Here is a 20,146-nt window from a genome sequence, read left to right as displayed (position 1 = left end):
AAAAATTAGTGAGTTGCAATCACTACAGCGATTAAAACGCCATAGCCTGCCAACATGTTTAAAGCAATAACCGCTTCATTTTTTTCGCGGCCTTTAACCGAAGGGCTTTGAATAAATTTGCCAACTTGAAACATCGCTAGGCTATAAAACACCCCTAAAACCCCAGCTGCCCAGATTGGAAATTGACTACTTAATTGGCTAACTAAAAAGGCTTGGTTAGCAACCATTGCACTTAATAAGCCCATGACGACTACTGCTGAGCCGCGTGTGCCAAAAATTCGTGAATAAGATTCAATGCTGTCGCGTTCTTCTTCTGGACCTTTGGTTTTACGGGCGATTTCAAAACAAAAGCCACTTAAAAATGCCAAGCTCATAAACGCTTGTAAGGAAAGATTGAGGCTTAAATTAGGTTCAGCCATGCTTGCCAACCACCAGACAATTAATGGCATTACCATCATGTGGGACACGGCATACCATGTTAAATGGCGAGTTAACCATTCGGCGATAAAGAACTCTTTACCCATTAAGCATGTCCATGCAAACATCATTGCCCAAGCGATCAGCGTTGAACCCACGCCTTGATCTAAATAACAGGCATAGCCAACTTGTAAAGCAATCGCTAAAACAGCAACGATTTTTAAGTGATTTAAGCTAATTAAACCGCTTTGCAAAACACGTTGTGGATGATTGTGGCAGTCAAGTTCGTAGTCTTTGTGTTCATCAAAAATGCGTAACACTAAAAAGAAAGACCATGTGACTAAGCAGCCCATAATGTCTTGAGTTTGTAAAATATGTTCTGCACCGCTAGCCGCACGCGCAATTGCCGCTGCGGTTAAATACAAAATAAAAAATAATAGGGCATGAGAAAACGGAAAACGTTCGTTCATCCAGCCAACAAAGCGTTTTGGCCACGCATCTTGTAAAGTCAGGTTATGGGGTTTTTTCATGATTAATCTCTAAAAATAATAGCTAAATTCGGCACGTAAAAAACTGTCATCGGCTAAGGGATACAGTTTTTCATCTGAAGGCTGAGTGCTTAATGCAGAAAAAGGGCTAGGTACGTCTTGTTTGGTGTGAAAAAAACGACCTTCGATGCTGATCTTGCTGGAGTCATTGAGGCGAGTGCTGCCTTTAACTTTCCATGCTTGTTCGTGAGAGTGAATGTCGCTAATCACACCTGTTAATAATTCGCTAGAGCTGGCATCGTTAAAGGCAAAACGCCAACCCACAAACACATCATGTTCAAAACTGGTGGTGGCGGTGTTATTGCGACTGTCATATAAATATTCAGCTAACCAACCAATATCAACGTTGCTGTCAAAAGCGCGAACTTGGGTATATTCCAAGCCTGTGTCTATGCCTTGATAACGTTGACTAAAACCATGTCGATCAATCGCTTCGAGTTTTAATAAACAGTCGCCAATAATGTATTGAGCATCAATGCCAAGTTGTTGAATGATTGGATAATAAGCTTGTAAATAGGGCTTATAATTGCCAACAAAGCCTGTTGGTACTACGACGCCAAAAGGTGTCGCCATATAGCTAAATTGGCTTGGGTCAACAACAGGGCTTAAGATTGGTTCGCGTGATGTACCACTAAAACCACTAAGACCTATCCGTAAATTTTGTTGGTTAAATTGATAACGAAAGGCAACATCAAGGTGCTGACGTTTTGCACCTGATTCATAACTTGCTTCAGAGTCAACCACATAGGGCAAACGTAAACGACCATCTGCCCCTGCAAACGGACGCTCTCTAAAATAGGGCAAAACATAAAAATCCACTAAATGCTGATTTTGTTCCCAACTGACATTAACTAAAGGCTGACCTAATTTAACGTCGCCATCTAAACTAGCCAAATAATCGGTTTGATTAACAATATCCACCAAATGTTGTGCTTCGGTTGTTCCCCAAAATACTTGGCCAACACCTGCACGCACTTGCCACGCTTGCTGAGCATAGGTCCACAAAGCCTCACGCACATCCAATCCAGAGCGATGATTATCTTGTTCATCAACACGGCCAAAAACGCGTAGTTGTAATTGCTGGCTATTGGTTAAAGCCTGATTGACTTCAACTTGAGCTGCAATTGAGCCTGTGAATTGGCTTTGCTGTTGTGCGCCTTGCTCAAAAAATTAGTGCTTTCAAGACGTAATTCTGATTTAAGCTCATAAGCTTGAGCAACGTTGCTGAGGAGGCTTAACGCAAAAATACTGTGGCAAACATGACGTAGTAACATTTAAAACTCATATTAAAATGTTAGGATTTTAAACACAACGAACGACTTATTGATTTAAATTTCATCAAAAAAATTATTTTTGCCGTTTTAAAGCATTTTCAGTAAAGTCATCTTTGCTTAAGCCCGTTTTAAATTGGTAATCCGACCAATCTAGACGAGTTTGACGGTGAGTCTGTTGATTGACCATTAACATGGTAGTGGGACGCCATAAATTGGCTGAAAACTTTTTAAAGTCACTGGCGGTATACACTTTGGCTAAGCTACTTTTGCGATCATAAAATTCAATACGATGCTGCAAATAATCTTGTTTATCGATCCACACTAATTGTTTGCTATAGCCAGAGTTGCTATCTAAAGGCGTTTTTTCTAAAACAAAACACATTAAATTATTATTAGCAGCACATTTTTCTTCTTTAAGCAGTTTGTAGCTGTATTTTTGCCAGTAAGAAATCACCATATCTTCAAAGGAAAACTCTGAACCCATGAATGGGCCAGATTTATTACGGCCAGAAATTTGTTTAACACGTGCTAAGCTCGGTAAAAATAACCATTGTAAATCGTCGCCAGTCGCTTGGGTATGAGATAACAGGGCAGTGCCAGAAACGTCTTTAGGCGTATCAAAGATTAATAAGCTACGATCACCATCTTTGCCTAAATCTAGGCTTTTAACACGTAATTGACGAGTAGAGGTTTCATTACTAGCACTGATTAAGGTCATTTTTAAATTGGCGGTAGAATCACCATAACCATGAACCCGCTTATCTGCTTCTTGAGCAATATCTTCAGCTTGGCCAGCAAAGCTCAATGAAGAGTTGACAATCATTATTAAACTAATCAATAGATAACGCATTAACGCAGCCCCAATCAGTAACTTATAGCAATTTTTAGGGATGAAGTCAGATGACTTCATCTACAAACTATCAAGGTTATATAGAACTTACGCCTTTCACTGAGGTTAGCGCCTAAGTCCTAATATAGTCTGTGAGATTGATGTTCTAAGTCCCTGAAAACGACAAGCTTTATAAGACTATACGTAGACGTATATTCATCAATATTTAGAATAATTATGAAAAAATGAATGACTAAATCTTGAGGCGATTTTAGAAGAATTAACTAGGCATCTATTGATGAAACATGACAGATATTTGACTATTGAAACAATCTTAACGTTAAAATAAGCCTAAATGTTTAGTTATTATTCAATGTAATGTTATTGAAAATATTAATTTTTTATAAATGGAGAAAGTTTTATGTCGTATACCATTGATGATTTACGCCAAATTATGGCACAGCTTCGTTCCGAGCAAGGTTGCAATTGGGACAAGCAACAAACCTTTGAGTCTTTAGTACCTTATGCGATTGAAGAGGCGCATGAAGTGGCTGAAGCCGTGAATAGCAAAAATTATCAACATTTGTGTGAAGAGTTGGGCGATTTGCTGTTGCAAGTGGTGTTTCATGCACAAATTGCCCAAGAGCAACAATTATTTAGTTTTGATGATGTGGTTAATAGTATTAGCCAAAAAATGATTCGCAGACATCCACATGTATTTGCTGAACAAACCGAGCTTAGCCCTGAACAAGTGAGTACACAATGGGCGAGCATTAAAGCCCAAGAAAAACAGCAAGCAGTTGATAAAACGAGTTATTTATTAGATCAAGTCGCCAGTGGCCAACCTGCATTAACCCGTGCCGAAAAGCTGCAAAAAACTGTGGCAAAAATGGGCTTTGATTGGAACGATACACGGGCAGTGATTTTAAAAATTAGAGAAGAATTAGATGAAATTGATTTAGCCTTGCGAGAAACCCCTGAAACTGTCGAAGAAGAGTTGGGTGATTTATTGTTTTGTACAGTGAATTTAGCGCGGCATTTAAAGTTAGACAGCGAGCAAACTTTAAAAAAAGCCAATGATAAATTTACCCGTCGCTTTAACTTTATTGAAGACCAATTACGCCAGCGAGATAAAGGATTTGCTGATACAAATTTGGCTGAAATGGAGCATTTTTGGCAATTAGCAAAAATGGCTGAGATCAAAGGTTGAATGATAGAAGTGATCCCTCTCCGCTTAAGAGAGGGATGTTTAATGCATTAAAACAAGTTGACAAAGAAGCGTTTAATACCGTGCCAAACACGAGTAAAGAAGCCAGCTTGTTCAACAGGTTGTAAGGCAACTAACGCTTGTTCACCAACAGTTTTACCATCCAAAGTGGCAATAATTTTACCCACTTCTTGACCTTGTTTAATCGGTGCATCTAAAGAACTAGGCACTTGAAGGCTAATTTGTAATTTGTCTTTTTCACCACGCGCTAAAGTAACATTCATATCACTGGCTAAACCGACTGAAACGTTTTCTGCCTGACCAAACCAAACCACAGGTTTGGCTAATTCTTGGCCTTTAGGACGAATTTGTGCAGTTTCAAAATTGCTAAAGCCCCAGTTAAATAAGGCACGAGTTTGGTCAGCACGAGCTTGCATACTCGGTGTACCCATCACCACCGAAATTAAACGCATAGAGCCACGTTTGCTAGAGGCCGTTAAACAATAACCAGCTTCATCGGTGTGGCCTGTTTTTAAGCCATCAACGGTTGGATCGGTAAATAACAAGGCATTACGGTTGCCTTGTTTGATGTTGTTGTAGGTAAATTCTTTTTCGGAGTAGATGGGGTAATATTTGCTGCTATCTTTAATAATCGCGTGTGCCAATAAAGCCATATCGTTAGCAGATGTATAGTGGCCTTCTTCAGATAAACCCGTAGCATTTTTGAATTGGGTGTCTTTCATACCCAAACGTTTGGCTTCACCATTCATTAATTCGGCAAAAGCGGTTTCGCTGCCTGCTAAATGTTCTGCAACCGCTTTAGACGCATCATTACCCGATTGAATAATAATACCGCGTAGCATATCTAATACCGAGGCATAACTATTGAGTGGTACATACATACATGATTCTTTGCTAGTACCTCGACACCACGCATTTTGACTCATCAATACTTGGTCATCTTCTTTGAGTTGACCTTTTAATAAACGTTGTTCTACCAAAAAACTGGTCATCATTTTGGTTAACGAGGCAGGTGCTAAATGGCCATGAGCATTTGATTCAGCCAAAATTTTGCCCGAATCATAGTCCATTAACACAAAAGCTTTATTTTCTAAAACAGGAGGAGCTGGAATAACCGTTGTTGCTTGCGCGAAAGGACTAATTAAAGTTGCACTGAGGGCAAAAATTTTGCTATAGCTAGACATAATACAAAGCCTATGAATAAAGTAGAGCAGTTAAAAGATAACTGCTCTTGAACAAGCCTAAAATAAATTGAGGCGAATCTTAGCATTATTCATGGCTGAGTTTTGTATAACTTGCTTGACAAAAAACTACCTTTTTAGCCATGCAAATAAAATAATGACATTACTTATCAATAATAAAAGACAGGTAATTTGCCAAAATAACAAAGGATTTTGCTCTAGCCACGGTTTACTTTTTAAGGTCAAATGGGGGTTAGGCCGTTCTAAGTCATGTAAAAATTCACTTAAGTCGGCATAACGTTGTTCTGGGTTTAGACTTAAAGCTTGGCCAAGTGCGGCATCAATCCATAAAGGAATATGCGGATTATATTGGCAAGCACTGGTATAGCTAAGTTTGCGAAATTGTTTGGGTGTTGTGCAGTGTTTATAGTTTTCTCCATAAGGATAGTGACCCGTTAATAGTTCGTATAATGTCACAGCCAAACTAAATTGATCGGCACGACCATCACGAGCAATACCTAAAGCATATTCGGGTGCAGCATATTCGGCTGCACCTGCGCGTAAGTTCAGATTTTCGGCCAAACTGCCCACACTAGCACTGCCAAAATCAATCAATTTAATCGAGCTACTTTGAGTTAAAAACAAATTATCGGGTTTAATATCTTGATGTAGGGTTTCGCGTCTATGTAAAGCACGCAAAGCTTTAATAATGGGTTTGGCAAATTTGATAATCGTTTCTACAGGTGCATGAGGATTTTTTTGCCGCCAAGCTCTTAAACTTTGACCTTGTAAATGTTCTTGAATTAAATATAAATAATGGCGTGGTCGAGTAGGGGCATAAGTTTTGACAATATCAGGATGATGTACTCGTTGGCCTATCCAATCTTCACGCTGAAAAGCTTGTAAGGCTTCAATATCATCAGCCAAGTTATGGGAAGGGGTTTTTAATATATATTGTTTTTGGTCGTGTAAATCTTTAACTAAATAAATATGACTACGGGCATTAGCTTGTAATTCAGCTTCAATAATATAATCATCAATACAGTCACCTATTTTAAGTTCAGGTGGCAGCGGTGGTAATTTTTGTAGGTCTAATGCTAAATGTTGGTTATTGTTAGGCAAATCAATAATATCAATAATCTGACAAGAGCGATTATCATCACTATGATGACTTTCGGCACAGGCAATTAATTCTTCACAACGTGCTTCTAAGGTTTCACTTCGACTAGCGACAATCGCTTTTAATTCTTTGGGCGGAATAAATTGATGAACCCCATCTGTAGATAATAAGTAAATATCACTCACTTCCACATTAAACTCTTGATAATCAATATCAATACGCCAATCCATGCCTAAAGCACGTGTTAGTTGATTACCATTGCGTGTGCTTAACGCGTGATCGTTGGTTAAACATTCCCATTCGTCCCCCCGTAAACGCCACAAACGACTATCACCAATATGAAACACATGAGCCGTTTGACCTCTAATCACTAAGGCGGTGAATGTCGTCAGGTGTGCTTGGTGATGATTATGATAATGTTGACCTTGACCATGCAGCCAACGATTTAAGGCTTCTAAAACTTTAAAACCTGATGTTTTGATCGACCAACTAGCAGGGGTAGCAAAAAAATCGCTTAAAAAATTAGTGACACTGGTTTCGGCAGCAATTCTGCCACCTTCGGCACTGCTTAAACCATCGGCGATAGCCACAGCGAGGGTTTGACTAGCAATGCCATGTCCTTGTGGTAAATGCAGACCAATCGCATCATCATTGCTGTCTTTAGGCCCTTGATGTGATAATTGTGCCGCTTTAACCGTTAACTGGTGATTCATATCCTTAAACACTCGACAATAAAGGTTGTTTTTAATATACACAAATTGTGCCTATCTAATAAAAAAGCAGACCTCCTTGTCTGCTTTGTCTCGCTCACTTTAGGCAGTTTATTCAACCGCAATCAAATGCACATTGCCATGTTCGTCTTTTTCAACCATGTGACCTTTAGGTTCATCTAAGAAGAATGCACTGGCTAAAGCTAATGCCGAAATACCAGCAAGCACCCAAAAAAAGGTGCTTGGGCTAACCATACTCAAAACAGTTAAGAAAGTTACACCTCCGACATTGCCATAAGCACCTGCCATGCCTGCAATTTGGCCAGTCATACGGCGTTGAATTAACGGTACAACAGAGTAAACCGCACCACATGCGCCTTGTACAAAAATAGAAGTTGCTAAGACAGTGGCAATTGCCATGACAATCGACCATTCACTACCCATTTGTGACATAGCGGCATAACCAATGGTTTGACCTAATAAGCAGATAACCAACATTTTACGGCGGCCATAAGCATCAGAAAACAAACCACCACTAGGGCGAGCAAACAAGTTCATCACCGCAAAACAGCCTGCGGTCATGCCTGCATACACAGGGCTAACATGGAAAGTATCAATAAAAAATAACGGTAACATCGATACAACGGCTAATTCCGAACCAAAACAGGCCATGTATGCTAAGTTTAAAATAGCCACTTGTTTAAATTTATAGCTTGGCGCAGCAGGGTGTTCACCAGTAAATAAGTGTTTGTTGACGTGCCAAATTTTAGTCCATTGATAAAGTGCTAAGGCCGCAATAACAACATAAGCAATCAATGCACCTTCGGCAGATAATAATTTTAAGCCTTCGGGCGACAAACGCCATGTTAATAAGGCTAAAGCTAAATATAATGGCACGTTCATTAAAGCATAAAAAATAAAATCGCCTTTGCTAGTGACTTCTAAGCCACCCATTTTTTGTGGTTTGAAGTAAGTTGCACCTTTAGGTGTATCAGACACATTACGATAGAAAATCACACTGTAAATTAAGGCAATCACACCTGTTGTGCCGATGGCATAACGCCAGCCGTCATCACCACCAAAGGCTAAGGCTAATAAGGGCATGGTCATACTGGCAACCGCAGCACCAAAGTTACCCCAGCCACCATAAATACCTTCGGCAATACCCACTTCACGCGCAGGAAACCATTCGCTCACTAAACGAATACCAATCACAAAACCTGCACCGACAAAGCCTAGTAAAAAGCGCATGACCGCTAACCATTCAAAACTTTGAGCGGCGGCAAATAACAAGCACAACGCTCCACAAAAGGCTAATAAGAAACTATAACTTTTGCGTGGGCCAAATTTGTCAACCAACACGCCAATTAAAATCCGCGCAGGAATGGTAATTGCCACATTAAGCATCAAAATCGCTTTGACTTGTTCAGGTGTCAGACCAAAGTATTGTTTTAATACAGGCATTAACGGGGCGTGAGCAAACCAAATTAAGAAGGTAATAAAGAATGCTAGCCAAGTGAAGTGTAGGGTACGGATTCGTGGCTCACTCCATGTAAAGAGTGGGATAGTTTTTAAAGCCATATGCTGCCTCGCAACGGTAAAACCCAATAAATCATGATGCGGCTTTGCGTGTAACCCTGATTTATTGAGCTGATTAAACTCAAAGTAGATCAATAGGACTAGACGCGCCGTTGCGTTAATCATGTGAAGCCCTAAGCAATTGTTATGCCATTTACGCTAAAACCTTGTGGTTATTGGTTTTGCCTTAAAAAGATTACTTTAAGATGATTGTTTGCTCGTGGTGCATTTGGTGCATTTTTATGAGGCAAAGCATGGTAATGGTGCATTTTTCGATTTACTGAATAGGATAAATCGCTTATTTTTAAGGTGGCATATATTTTGCTTAAATAATTTCAGAAAATTCTTTTTTAGACTTACGTGCTGATAGCGTAATGACTAAAACTTCTGAAAAATTTATCTCATCCTTTAGCAACGTGGCTAAGAGAGACAACTAGATTTTGTAAATCTAGTGTTGGAAGCTCTTGGTCTTTTGCTCATCCATTCATGTAAGTCCTAGATAATAGGCATTGGCAATGAACAAACAAAAATTAGTCGTGGTCGGTAATGGTATGGCAGGTATGCGTACCGTTGAGGAATTATTAACGCTCGCGCCTGATTTATATGACATTACTGTCATTGGCAAAGAGCCGCACGGCAATTACAACCGTATTATGTTATCGCCTGTGTTGGCAGGTGAAAAAACCTTTGCTGAAATTGTGCTGCACAGCCCTGACTGGTATTTGCAACAAGGCATTGAGTTGGTCAGTGGTCAAGTAGTGGTGGATATTAACCGTAAGACCAAACAAGTATTAACCGATGCAGGGCTGAGCTTTGATTATGACCGTTTGTTATTAGCGACAGGTTCAGTGCCATTTATTATTCCCATTGCTAATCATAATCATGCGTGTGTGTTAAGTTTTCGAGATATTCGTGATGTAAATACCATGCTCGAAGTTACTCAACATAAACAACGGGTGGCGGTGATTGGTGGCGGTTTATTGGGGCTAGAAGCGGCTAATGGTTTGTTAAAACGCGGTGTCGATGTGACGGTGATTCACGATACGCCCTGTTTGATGAATCGTCAGCTAGATAGCGAAGCTGCCCATTTGTTGCAAAAGCAGCTCGAAGCCAATGGCATGAAGTTTAGAATGGGGGCGATGACTAAAGAAATCGTTGCCCTAGATGATGGTCATTTAAGCCATATTGCCTTCAAAAATGGCGAAGATTTACCGACTGATTTAGTGATTATGGCAGTGGGTATTCGTCCTAATGTGGCGTTAGCCAAACAAATTGGTTTGCAAGTCGATAAAGCCATTTTAGTCAATGACACCATGCAAACCTTTGACCCATCTATTTATGCAGTGGGCGAATGTGTGCAACATCGTGGCGCGTTATTTGGTTTGGTTGCGCCCTTATACGAACAAGCCAAAGTCTGTGCCACACATCTTGCCGAGATTGGTATTGGTCGTTATGTACAAAAAGCCACCGCCACCACGCTTAAAGTTAGTGGTGTCAATTTATTTTCCGCAGGTGATTTTTCGGGGGCAAATGCGGAAACCATTGTGTTAAGAGATACCTCTTCAAGTATTTATAAGAGATTGTTTATTAAGGATAATAAATTAGTTGGTGCTGTGCTATTTGGTGATGTTCAAGATGGCAATTGGTATTTTGATTTAATTAAGCAGCAACAAGACATTTCGGATATTCGTGCTGATTTAGTGTTTGGTCAATAAGGGGTTCAAGGTATGCAAACTCAGGCAAATCATTTAGTGCATACAACTTGTGCTTATTGTGGCGTTGGTTGTGGTATTAAGGCGACAGTACAAGATCAAACGCAACGTATCGTCACTATTCAAGGTGATACAGAGCATCCTGCAAATTATGGTCGTTTGTGTTCTAAAGGTTCATCCTTAGGTGAAACTATTAGTTTAGAAGGGCGTTTATTAGAGCCACAAATTGCAGGACAAAACGTTTCTTGGCCAACAGCAATTGATAAAGTGGCCAATGAATTTAAACGAATTATTGCTGAACATGGCAAAGAATCAGTGGCATTTTATGTCTCTGGTCAAATTTTGACTGAAGATTATTATGTCGCCAATAAATTGATGAAAGGTTATATCGGCACAGCCAATATTGATACCAACTCTCGTTTGTGTATGTCATCTGCGGTGGCAGGTCACAAGCGGGCTTTTGGTGCCGATACTGTACCAGCATCTTATGCCGATTTTGACCATGCTAATTTGATTGTGTTGGTGGGTTCAAATACTGCGTGGTGTCATCCTATTATCTTCCAACGCATTAAAGCAATTAAGGCAAATCGTCCAGAATTAAAAATTGTGGTGGTTGATCCGCGTGAAACAGCAACCAATGAAATTGCTGACTTACATTTACCCATTAAAGCGGGTATGGATGTGTTGTTATTCAATGCATTATTGGTGAAGTTGGCCGAAAAAAATGCCTTAGATCCTCAGTATATCTCTCAGTATACCGTTGATTTTGAAAAAGCTTTTTCTGCTGCTAATAAAGATGTGGGTGATGTGGCAACGCTTGCTGAGCGTATTGGTGTTGATAGCCAAACTTTAGCCACTTTCTTTGATTGGTTTTGTCAAACAGAAAAAACCATGACTTGTTTTTCGATGGGTGTTAATCAATCCAGTGCCGGCACAGACAAAGTAAATGCCATTATTAACTGTCATTTAGCGACAGGCCGTATTGGCAAAGCAGGTGCTTCTCCGTTTTCTTTAACAGGCCAACCTAATGCGATGGGTGGTCGTGAAGTAGGCGGTTTGGCCAATATGTTGGCTGCGCATATGGATATTGAAAATGCTGTACATCGTGAGCGTGTACAACGGTTTTGGCAATCACCCGTGATTGCTCAACAAGGAGGTTTAAAAGCCGTTGACTTATTTGATGCAATGTATGATGGCAAAATAAAAGCCGTCTGGATTATGGCGACTAATCCCGTTGTATCCTTGCCAAATGCCGATAAAGTGCGTGCTGCCTTAGAGAAGTGCGAGCTTGTTGTGGTCTCGGATTGCATTGCCGATACAGATACCACGCGCTTAGCCGATGTCTTATTGCCTAGTTTGGGTTGGGGCGAAAAAGATGGCACAGTCACCAATTCGGAGCGTCGTATTTCACGTCAACGTGGCTTTTTGCCAGCACCTGCACAAGCCAAACCTGATTGGTGGGCATTGAGCCAAGTTGCACAAGCCATGGGCTTTGAAGGCTTTGATTATCAAACACCTGCTGATGTGTTTAATGAGCATGTTGCCTTATCTGCGTTTGAAAATGATGCAAACCTTGAGTCGGGTTTACGCGATTTTAACTTGGTGGGTTTAGGTCAATTAGATAACGACCAATATAATGCCTTACAGCCAATTCAATGGCCGGTTTTAGGCAAAGACCAAGGTACAGAGCGTTTATTTGCCCAAGGTCAATTTTATACGCCCAATCGTTTGGCTAAATTTGTACCTTTAACCAGTCGTGCACCAAAAAATGCATTAAGTGCAGAATTCCCATTTGTTTTAAATACAGGCCGTATTCGTGACCAATGGCATACGATGACTCGGACAGGATTGACACCAAGATTGTTGCAACATATTGGTGAACCTTATGCAGAATTGCACCCAAATGATGCAAAAAAACTTTCTATTCAAGCAGGTGATCTAGTTGAGATTAGCTCAAAGTGGGGGAAAGCGGTTGCTAGAGCACAATTGAGTGATGGTCAACGTGAAGGTTCTGTGTTTGTCCCTATGCATTGGACAGGTGTGTTAACGCGTCAATCCAGAGTTGGAGCAGTGGTTAACCCTGCGGTTGATCCTGTCTCTGGCCAACCTGAAAATAAACACACTCCTGTGAAAGTGAGCCGTTTTGAGGCAGCATGGCATGGTTATTTATTAAGTAATACCCCATTAAGCTTGCCTGAGTGTGATTATGCGGTAGCAATACGTTTAGAAAAAGGCTGGCGTTATGAGTTAGCACACCAACATAAACCCAATGATTGGTTAGATTGGGCGAGTGTTTGGTTGCAACAGCCACAAGGACAACGCCTTGAATATCAAGACATTAGCCTTGGTCAACAACGTTATGCATGGTTGGATGGTGATAATTTAACAGCATTGGCTTTCTTTGGTGCTGAAGCAGATTTACCGCCACGCGCATGGTTAATGTCTCTGTTAAATCAACCTTTAGATAAACTCAGTCGTCGCGCTTTATTGTCAGGTAAGCCTGCTGACCCTAATGCCGATGTTGGAAGAATTATTTGTGCCTGTTTTGGCGTAGGAGAAAAGACTATAGAACGAGCAATTGCTACAAATAATTTAAAAAGTGTGGCAGAAATTGGTAAATGTCTAAAAGCTGGCACGAATTGTGGATCATGTCAGCCAGAGTTACAGAAAATCCTTTCTCGCTTAATTCCCGTTGCTCAGGCTTAAACTGAGCAACAAACACGGATACTGGTAATGTTGGCAGTATCAACAAACGTGTTCTGTTAAATACCCGCAGACAACGCCGTCTGTTAGTACCCCGTTTAAACAGGTACCTCTAGCTAGCAAATACAGCAGGAGTCAGCAATGCGTATAGTCATGATTGGTCACGGTATGGTTGGTCACCGTTTCTTAGAAAACCTTGCCAAAAAAGCAACAGTGCCACACGAAGTTATTGTGTTGGCAGAAGAACCACGTCCTGCGTATGACCGTGTACAATTATCCGCTTTCTTTAGTGGTAAAACCGCCGAAGACCTCAGTGTTACACCAAACGATTTCTTTAGTAACACAGGTTATGGCTTGCAATTAAATACTCGTGCCACAGGCATTGATACTGCTGCCAAAACGGTCACTACACAAAATGGTGATGTGTTTCATTATGACAAATTAGTATTAGCCACAGGTTCTTATCCTTTTGTACCCCCTGTACAAGGTAACAACCGTGAAGGTTGCTTGGTATATCGTACCATCGAAGATTTATATGCCATTAAAGAAACAGCTGCTAGCTCAAAAGTAGGTGTGGTTGTTGGTGGTGGCTTGTTAGGTTTAGAAGCTGCTAAAGCTTTGAAAGACTTAGGTTTAGAAACTCACGTTGTTGAATTTGCCCCACGTTTAATGGCGGTGCAAATTGACGATATGGGTGGCAAAGTATTACGTAGCAAAATCGCTGAATTGGGCGTGGGCATTCACACCGAACGTAACACCGTTGAAATTACTGATGGCGCAAACTGTCGTCATGCCATGAAGTTCTCTGATGGTACTAGCCTCGAAACTGACATGATTTTATTCTCTGCGGGTATTCGTCCACGTGATGATATCGCTCGTGCGAATGGTATTACTGTTGGGCCACGTGGCGGTATTGTTGTTGACAACTTCTGTCGTACCAATGCCCCTGATGTCTATGCAATCGGTGAGTGTGCTTTGTGGGATGGCAAAATTTATGGCTTGGTGGCACCAGGCTATCAAATGGCAGAAGTGGCCTGTACCCATATTTTAGGCAATGACGACAAACAATTTACTGGCGCAGACATGAGCACCAAACTCAAATTAATGGGTGTGGATGTTGCGTCAATTGGTGATGCACATGGTGCAACGGCGGGCAGTTTAAACTACAGCTATATTGATGAACGTAATCAAGTTTATAAAAAGCTTGTTGTTTCTAATGATGGTAAAAAGTTATTAGGTGCGGTGTTAGTAGGTGATGTTGAAGCTTATGGCGATTTATTACAGCTCAAGCTTAACGATATGACCTTGCCCGAAAAACCCGAAGCCTTAATTTTACCTGCTACCGATGGCAGTAAACCTGTTGGTTTAGGGGTTGATGCCTTACCCATGAGCGCGGTGATTTGTTCTTGTAATAACGTCACCAAACAAGACTTATGTACTGCCATTGAAGGCGGTGTCATGGAGTTAGGTGAATTAAAATCTTGCACCAAAGCAGCCACCAGTTGTGGCGGTTGTTCTGCCTTAGTGGGTCAAGTCTTAAAATGTGAATTACAAAAACGTGGTGTGGAAGTCAAAAAAGATATTTGTGAACACTTCGCTTATTCACGTCAAGAAATGTATCACCTTGCAAAAGTTGGCAACATTCGTACGTTTGAAGATTTTATCGCTAAACACGGTAAAGGTGATGGTTGTGATATTTGTAAACCAACATCAGCCTCCATTTTTGCCTCTTTATGGAATGAGCATATTTTGGCAAAGCCATTGGCTGGTTTACAAGACACCAATGACTATTTCTTAGCCAACATGCAAAAAGATGGTACTTATTCCATCGTGCCACGTATTCCTGGTGGTGAAATTACGCCTGAAGGTTTAATTATCATTGGTGAAGTGGCCAAAAAGTACAAACTTTACACCAAAATTACGGGTGGTCAACGTATCGACTTGTTCGGTGCACGTGTTGAACAATTACCTGTGATTTGGAAAGAGTTGGTCGATGCAGGTTTTGAATCAGGTCATGCTTATGGTAAGTCTTTACGTACCGTAAAATCTTGTGTTGGTTCAACATGGTGTCGTTATGGTGTGCAAGATTCTGTTGGTTTTGCCATTGATTTAGAAAATCGTTATCGCGGTTTACGTAGTCCACACAAACTCAAATTTGCGGTGAGTGGTTGTACGCGTGAATGTGCCGAAGCACAAAGCAAAGACGTAGGTGTGATTGCGACCGAAAAAGGCTGGAACTTATATGTCTGTGGTAACGGTGGTATGAAGCCACGTCATGCTGAGTTATTGGCTGGTGATTTAGATAGTGAAACTTTAATCAAGTATGTAGACCGTTTCTTAATGTTCTATATCCGTACGGCTGATCGTTTACAACGGACTAGCGTCTGGCGTGACAATTTAGAAGGTGGTTTAGATTACCTCAAAGACGTGATTATCAATGACTCTTTAGGCATTGCTGCTGAACTCGAAAGCCAAATGCAACATGTGGTTGATACCTTTGCTTGTGAATGGAAAGAAGCCATCAATAACCCAGAAACTCTCAAACGTTTCCGCTCTTTCGTGAATAGTGATGAAGTGGATAACAACGTGGTCTTTGTTGAAGAGCGTGGTCAAATCCGTCCTGCAACGGTTCAAGAAAAAGCAGGCCGTATTGCGGTTGCAGAAGTTTAACTTCGACTTCGCTCAGCTACCTATGACTCCGTTCAATGTGCCTTGAGCGGAGTCGAAGGGCGAAGAGAGCTTTGTATAAAATATTTGAGTGTAGGATGGGTTAACGAAGGAAACCCATTTTCTACACCCAGTTTTGAAAGATAGGTCATTGATCTATCAGGAGTAAAAAGATGACTAATTTAGTAAAAATTTGTCCAGTTGCCGAATTACCAGTTAATTTGGGTGTCGGTGCTTTAGTCAAAGGCCAACAAGTTGCAGTGTTCAAATTGCATAGTGGCGATATTTTTGCCATTGGCAATTTTGATCCATTTAGTGAAGCTAATGTCTTATCACGCGGTTTAGTAGGTGATTTACAAGGTCAAAAAGTAGTTGCATCACCTATTTATAAGCATCACTATAATTTGGAAACTGGCGAATGCTTAGAAGATAATAGCGTTAAAGTACCTGCCTATGATGTGATTATACAGGATGAGTATGTATATATTAGGGCTTGATTTTGGGTAGTGTTTTTAACTTTGAGGACTTACGCAATTCACTGTTTGCTATTTCAATGAAATGTGTAAGTCTTTATTTTTAGAGAAAATACGCCTATCTGACTTCCTTAATTAACACACGCAACTCTTCCATAATCGAACTGCGTGTAAATAACAAATGCCAACGGCGTCCACCTAAGCGTCGCCATAACCAAGCTGCTCTAATTCCAGCTAATAACACCGCACGAATTTGCTCTGGCACGCCAAGCGTTTGCAATTTTTGCTCTTTACCTTTAATTTGTAGTCTAAATTTTAAGGTGCCAATCGTATCAATATAAATGCCCGCAAAATTATTAATCATAGGTTGAGCGGTCACATCATTATCAAAAACCACGAGTTGTTTTTGCACTTGTTCTAAACGTTGGCGTAGTGTTTCTAACAGCTTATCCGATTTGCTTAATTGATTTTCTAGTTGAATCATCCCTAAAGCATATTGCAACTGATTAGCATGTTGATTGTTGTCATCAAGGCTATTAACACTCAAACAAGCTTCTAACGATTTTAAGCCGATTAATAATTGTTGAGGTGTACCATAAATGGCTTCAGGATTATCGGTATCAAAGACAATAATGCTATCAAGTAGTGTTTTGATTGCAGTGGTATCTGCTGTACCACGACGTGCTAAATTATCGGCTAACGCCGCTGCCTGAAAGACTGCTGCTAAGGCTAAAACTTTTTGCCGATGAATATTGCTCATGCTGTCCATAACTCCGTGCTTTCGATCACTCCACCACCTAAACATATATCGTCAACATAAAACACCACGGATTGACCAGCCGTTACAGCACGTTGAGCTTGGTCAAATACCACACGCACACCATTGCCTTCGGTATGAATCACACAATCTTGATCGGCTTGGCGATAGCGAGTTTTGGCTTTGCAACGTAAGGGTAACTCAGGTAAATGGCCTGCAACCCAATCGAGTTTTTCGCTATATAAACTACGTGACATCATTAAAGGATGTTCATGGCCTTGACCAATAATCAAACGGTTGGTATTTAAATCTTTAGCCACCACAAACCACGGGGCTTCAGCACTGTTTTTAACACCACCCACACCAATACCTTGACGTTGTCCCAAGGTGTAATACATTAAGCCTAAATGTTCACCAATGACTTTGCCTTCATCGGTGACAATTTCACCTTTTTGTGCAGGTAAGTATTGTTGTAAGAAGTCCCGAAAACGGCGTTCACCAATAAAACAAATGCCTGTCGAGTCTTTTTTTGCATGATTAATAAAACCTTGTTCGGCGGCAATACGACGCACTTCAGGTTTTTCAATATCACCCACAGGGAATAAGGTTTTGGCGATCTGTTTACCATTAACAGCATGTAAAAAATAACTTTGGTCTTTGTTGGGGTCTAAACCTTTGAGTAATTGTGCACAATCACTATCGGCACTACGACGGGTATAATGACCAGTGGCAATAAAATCAGCACCTAACACAAGGGCATAATCTAAAAATGCCTTAAACTTGATTTCTTTATTACATAAAATATCAGGGTTTGGGGTACGACCTGCTTGGTATTCTGCCAAGAAATGCTCAAACACTCTGTCCCAATATTCCGCAGCAAAATTAGCGGTATGTAGTTTGATGCCTAATTTGTCACACACAGCTTGAGCATCTTTGAGATCTTCTTTGGCTGTGCAATAGTCAGTGCCGTCATCTTCTTCCCAGTTTTTCATAAACAGGCCTTCAACATCATAGCCTTGTTGAAGAAGAAGATAAGCGGATACAGAAGAATCAACACCGCCAGACATACCAACAATAACTTTTGGACGAGTGGTGGCGGTGGAAGAAGTTAAATTAGCGTTCATTGTGACGTAGGATGCTCATAAATCGCAGATAAAGGAAAAGATTGACCACGTAAATAGTCTTGAATGCATTTTATCACTAAAGGACTGCGCGCGCGATTAGACGTTACTAATTCATCTAACGTTAACCACACCGCACGAATAATGCCTTCATCAAGTGGTCTTTCATAATGATGTATCGCTTTAGCAATAAAACACATACGATAATAGGTGGTATCTGGCTTGTTTGGTGGGGTATAGGTATATATACCCAGTAAAGCGGTTGGCTCTACTTCAAAGCCTGTTTCTTCGAGTGCTTCGCGTTTTGCTGCTTCAATTAAGGTTTCGTTATGCTCAACATGACCAGCAGGTTGATTATAGACATCCACATGAGAATCTAAAATTTCTTCTTCGACTAACAAAAATTTACCATCACGTTCAACAATCACTGCAACGGTGACATGGGGTTGCCAGTTATTCATCTGTTATACTCCTTGATATATTAGCCAAACAGGCTCAATTTAATATTATAGAGAGAATCCATGTCTTTAACACATTTAGATGAGAAAGGCGCGGCCAGAATGGTCGATGTGAGTGAAAAATCATCAACCGTTAGGGTGGCGGTTGCTGAAGCTAAAGTTAAAATGCTGCCACAAACCCTCGATATGATTGTTGAAGGTAAACACGCCAAAGGTGATGTATTGGCGGTGGCGCGTATTGCAGGTATTCAGGCTGCCAAAAAGACCAGTGATTTAATTCCCTTATGTCATCCTTTAATGCTATCGTCCGTCAAAGTAGAACTGGAAGCAGATGGGCTAGAGCACATTAAAATTACGGCAACATGCAAATTAACAGGGCAAACGGGTGTTGAAATGGAAGCGTTAACAGCCGCCTCAGTAGCAGCATTAACCATTTATGATATGTGTAAAGCTGTAGATAAAGGCATGATTATTGAGCAAATACGCCTATTACAAAAGACAGGCGGAAAATCAGGAGATTGGCAAGCATGAACATTACGATTTGTTATTTTGCCAGTTTTAGAGAGAAACTTGCGACTCAACAAGAAAATTATACACTCCCTAATTCAGTTAAAGTTGAAGAATTAAAACAACAATTAGCTAATAGAGGCGGCGTATGGCAAGAGCTATTTGCCTGTACACAAGGGGTCTTGGTGGCGATTAATCAAGAAATGGCAACTCTTGAGAGTGTGGTAAATGAAGGTGACGAAGTGGCATTTTTTCCACCAGTGACAGGTGGCTAACCCCTTTATTTATACACTCCCTAAATTGAAGATACTTAAAAATGAAAAAAAACATCCGTATTCAAAAAAACAATTTTGTTTTAGAGACAGAAGTTAAAAACTTATATTTAAACAATGCAGGCGCAGTGGTGAGTTTTGTTGGATTGGTGCGTGAGCAAGCCAGTCATGGTCAAGTAACAGCCATTGAACTTGAGTATTATCCTGCCATGACGCAAAAAGCCTTAGAAAATATTGTTGAGCAAGCAAAACAACGTTGGCCATTGTTAGGTGTTACCGTTATTCATCGAGTAGGGTATTTAACGGCGCAAGAACAAATTGTTATGGTGGCAGTGGCTAGCAAGCATCGCCATGCCGCATTTGCGGCGGCTGAATTTATAATGGATTATTTAAAGACCCAAGCACCATTTTGGAAAAAGGAATATATTGCAGGGCAATCAGAAGGTGTTTGGGTAGAAGCCAAAGACAGTGATAATCAGGCTTTGGCTAAATGGCAAAACTAACGTAAATCTGGCTTATTATGAGCCATTTGTTGTGCGCCAATCAAAATCATTCTGAGCATAACCACCGTTGACTCAATAATTTCGCTAT

At 40.6% G+C, this 20,146-nt stretch carries 17 protein-coding genes; 8 read left to right on the top strand and 9 right to left on the bottom strand.

The genetic code is table 11. From position 1 onward, the window contains the following. Positions 1-5: 5 nt before the first annotated feature. The 3 genes from Q0212_RS09140 to Q0212_RS09130 all read right to left on the bottom strand — a co-directional run bounded on the left by Q0212_RS09140 (position 6) and on the right by Q0212_RS09130 (position 3,089). On the bottom strand, positions 6-947 hold the full coding sequence (locus tag Q0212_RS09140) for a UbiA family prenyltransferase (RefSeq protein WP_297924723.1): 942 nt from the start codon (positions 945-947) through the stop codon (positions 6-8). 9 nt (positions 948-956) lie between these two features. Beyond that, on the bottom strand, positions 957-1,982 hold the full coding sequence (locus Q0212_RS09135) for a hypothetical protein (RefSeq protein WP_297924721.1): 1,026 nt from the start codon (positions 1,980-1,982) through the stop codon (positions 957-959). A gap of 330 nt (positions 1,983-2,312) precedes the next feature. Beyond that, a complete protein-coding gene (locus Q0212_RS09130) occupies positions 2,313-3,089 on the bottom strand; it encodes an outer membrane lipoprotein-sorting protein (protein ID WP_297924719.1) in 777 nt (258 codons plus the stop codon). Between the two features lie 400 nt (positions 3,090-3,489). Here Q0212_RS09130 and mazG point away from each other — a divergent pair, with 400 nt between their 5' ends. After that, positions 3,490-4,278, top strand: coding sequence for a nucleoside triphosphate pyrophosphohydrolase (gene mazG / locus Q0212_RS09125; protein WP_297924717.1), 789 nt, complete (start codon positions 3,490-3,492; stop codon positions 4,276-4,278). A 47-nt stretch (positions 4,279-4,325) separates the two neighbouring features. Here mazG and Q0212_RS09120 read toward each other — a convergent pair whose 3' ends face one another. The 3 genes from Q0212_RS09120 to Q0212_RS09110 form a co-directional block, all read right to left on the bottom strand. After that, on the bottom strand, positions 4,326-5,480 hold the full coding sequence (locus Q0212_RS09120; RefSeq protein ID WP_297924715.1) for a D-alanyl-D-alanine carboxypeptidase family protein: 1,155 nt from the start codon (positions 5,478-5,480) through the stop codon (positions 4,326-4,328). 126 nt (positions 5,481-5,606) lie between these two features. Beyond that, the gene (locus Q0212_RS09115; protein WP_297924714.1) at positions 5,607-7,310 is read right to left on the bottom strand and encodes a bifunctional protein-serine/threonine kinase/phosphatase; all 1,704 of its coding nucleotides are present in this window, start codon (positions 7,308-7,310) and stop codon (positions 5,607-5,609) included. A gap of 108 nt (positions 7,311-7,418) precedes the next feature. Further along, entirely contained in the window at positions 7,419-9,011 is a 1,593-nt protein-coding gene (locus tag Q0212_RS09110) for an MFS transporter (RefSeq protein ID WP_297924712.1), read from the bottom strand. A 389-nt stretch (positions 9,012-9,400) separates the two neighbouring features. On the opposite strand from Q0212_RS09110, the gene Q0212_RS09105 reads away from it, so the two are divergent. From Q0212_RS09105 to nirD, 4 genes are all read left to right on the top strand, one after another. Continuing rightward, a complete protein-coding gene (locus tag Q0212_RS09105) occupies positions 9,401-10,600 on the top strand; it encodes an FAD-dependent oxidoreductase (protein ID WP_297924710.1) in 1,200 nt (399 codons plus the stop codon). 12 nt (positions 10,601-10,612) lie between these two features. Then, positions 10,613-13,303 carry a nitrate reductase gene (locus Q0212_RS09100; RefSeq protein ID WP_297924708.1) on the top strand — a complete coding sequence of 897 codons (2,691 nt, stop codon included), beginning with the start codon at positions 10,613-10,615 and terminating at the stop codon, positions 13,301-13,303. A 138-nt stretch (positions 13,304-13,441) separates the two neighbouring features. Next, positions 13,442-15,970 (top strand): nitrite reductase large subunit NirB, encoded by a 2,529-nt coding sequence (gene nirB, locus Q0212_RS09095; protein ID WP_297924706.1) that lies wholly within the window; start codon positions 13,442-13,444, stop codon positions 15,968-15,970. A gap of 170 nt (positions 15,971-16,140) precedes the next feature. Continuing rightward, positions 16,141-16,464 carry a nitrite reductase small subunit NirD gene (nirD, locus tag Q0212_RS09090; RefSeq protein ID WP_297924705.1) on the top strand — a complete coding sequence of 108 codons (324 nt, stop codon included), beginning with the start codon at positions 16,141-16,143 and terminating at the stop codon, positions 16,462-16,464. 94 nt (positions 16,465-16,558) lie between these two features. Here the strand turns inward: nirD and hflD are convergent, their stop codons facing one another. Genes hflD through Q0212_RS09075 form a run of 3 tightly spaced genes read right to left on the bottom strand, consistent with a single transcriptional unit; the run spans position 16,559 to position 18,779 of the window. Continuing rightward, positions 16,559-17,200: a high frequency lysogenization protein HflD gene (gene hflD, locus Q0212_RS09085; RefSeq protein WP_297924703.1), complete on the bottom strand. Its 642-nt coding sequence runs from the start codon at positions 17,198-17,200 to the stop codon at positions 16,559-16,561. Then, complete coding sequence (mnmA, locus tag Q0212_RS09080) at positions 17,197-18,321, bottom strand: tRNA 2-thiouridine(34) synthase MnmA (protein ID WP_297924701.1); 1,125 nt, start codon at positions 18,319-18,321, stop codon at positions 17,197-17,199. Before mnmA ends, hflD begins: the two co-directional genes overlap by 4 nt. Next, positions 18,318-18,779 carry an NUDIX hydrolase gene (locus Q0212_RS09075; RefSeq protein WP_297924699.1) on the bottom strand — a complete coding sequence of 154 codons (462 nt, stop codon included), beginning with the start codon at positions 18,777-18,779 and terminating at the stop codon, positions 18,318-18,320. The genes mnmA and Q0212_RS09075 overlap by 4 nt, the downstream gene beginning before the upstream one ends. Positions 18,780-18,839: 60 nt before the next feature. On the opposite strand from Q0212_RS09075, the gene moaC reads away from it, so the two are divergent. The 3 genes from moaC to Q0212_RS09060 are packed head-to-tail and all read left to right on the top strand — an operon-like array spanning position 18,840 to position 20,058. Next, positions 18,840-19,307 carry a cyclic pyranopterin monophosphate synthase MoaC gene (gene moaC, locus Q0212_RS09070; RefSeq protein WP_297924697.1) on the top strand — a complete coding sequence of 156 codons (468 nt, stop codon included), beginning with the start codon at positions 18,840-18,842 and terminating at the stop codon, positions 19,305-19,307. Next, positions 19,304-19,558, top strand: coding sequence for a molybdopterin converting factor subunit 1 (gene moaD, locus Q0212_RS09065; protein ID WP_297924695.1), 255 nt, complete (start codon positions 19,304-19,306; stop codon positions 19,556-19,558). The genes moaC and moaD overlap by 4 nt, the downstream gene beginning before the upstream one ends. A gap of 41 nt (positions 19,559-19,599) precedes the next feature. Continuing rightward, on the top strand, positions 19,600-20,058 hold the full coding sequence (locus Q0212_RS09060) for a molybdenum cofactor biosynthesis protein MoaE (protein WP_297924694.1): 459 nt from the start codon (positions 19,600-19,602) through the stop codon (positions 20,056-20,058). Positions 20,059-20,146: the final 88 nt, after the last annotated feature.

It is taken from the genome of uncultured Agitococcus sp. (assembly GCF_937920075.1).
Lineage (GTDB): Bacteria > Pseudomonadota > Gammaproteobacteria > Pseudomonadales > Moraxellaceae > Agitococcus.
This window is presented reverse-complemented; position numbering and strand designations above follow the sequence as displayed.

Coding starts and splice junctions, on each gene's coding strand:
- mazG (WP_297924717.1), top strand. CDS start 3,490: ATGTCGTATACCATTGATGATTTACGCCAAATTATGGCACAGCTTCGT.
- Q0212_RS09110 (WP_297924712.1), bottom strand. CDS start 9,011: ATGATTAACGCAACGGCGCGTCTAGTCCTATTGATCTACTTTGAGTTT.
- Q0212_RS09140 (WP_297924723.1), bottom strand. CDS start 947: ATGAAAAAACCCCATAACCTGACTTTACAAGATGCGTGGCCAAAACGC.
- Q0212_RS09105 (WP_297924710.1), top strand. CDS start 9,401: ATGAACAAACAAAAATTAGTCGTGGTCGGTAATGGTATGGCAGGTATG.
- Q0212_RS09115 (WP_297924714.1), bottom strand. CDS start 7,310: ATGAATCACCAGTTAACGGTTAAAGCGGCACAATTATCACATCAAGGG.
- moaD (WP_297924695.1), top strand. CDS start 19,304: ATGAACATTACGATTTGTTATTTTGCCAGTTTTAGAGAGAAACTTGCG.
- nirB (WP_297924706.1), top strand. CDS start 13,442: ATGCGTATAGTCATGATTGGTCACGGTATGGTTGGTCACCGTTTCTTA.
- mnmA (WP_297924701.1), bottom strand. CDS start 18,321: ATGAACGCTAATTTAACTTCTTCCACCGCCACCACTCGTCCAAAAGTT.
- Q0212_RS09075 (WP_297924699.1), bottom strand. CDS start 18,779: ATGAATAACTGGCAACCCCATGTCACCGTTGCAGTGATTGTTGAACGT.
- Q0212_RS09060 (WP_297924694.1), top strand. CDS start 19,600: ATGAAAAAAAACATCCGTATTCAAAAAAACAATTTTGTTTTAGAGACA.
- Q0212_RS09120 (WP_297924715.1), bottom strand. CDS start 5,480: ATGTCTAGCTATAGCAAAATTTTTGCCCTCAGTGCAACTTTAATTAGT.
- moaC (WP_297924697.1), top strand. CDS start 18,840: ATGTCTTTAACACATTTAGATGAGAAAGGCGCGGCCAGAATGGTCGAT.
- hflD (WP_297924703.1), bottom strand. CDS start 17,200: ATGAGCAATATTCATCGGCAAAAAGTTTTAGCCTTAGCAGCAGTCTTT.
- Q0212_RS09130 (WP_297924719.1), bottom strand. CDS start 3,089: ATGCGTTATCTATTGATTAGTTTAATAATGATTGTCAACTCTTCATTG.
- nirD (WP_297924705.1), top strand. CDS start 16,141: ATGACTAATTTAGTAAAAATTTGTCCAGTTGCCGAATTACCAGTTAAT.
- Q0212_RS09100 (WP_297924708.1), top strand. CDS start 10,613: ATGCAAACTCAGGCAAATCATTTAGTGCATACAACTTGTGCTTATTGT.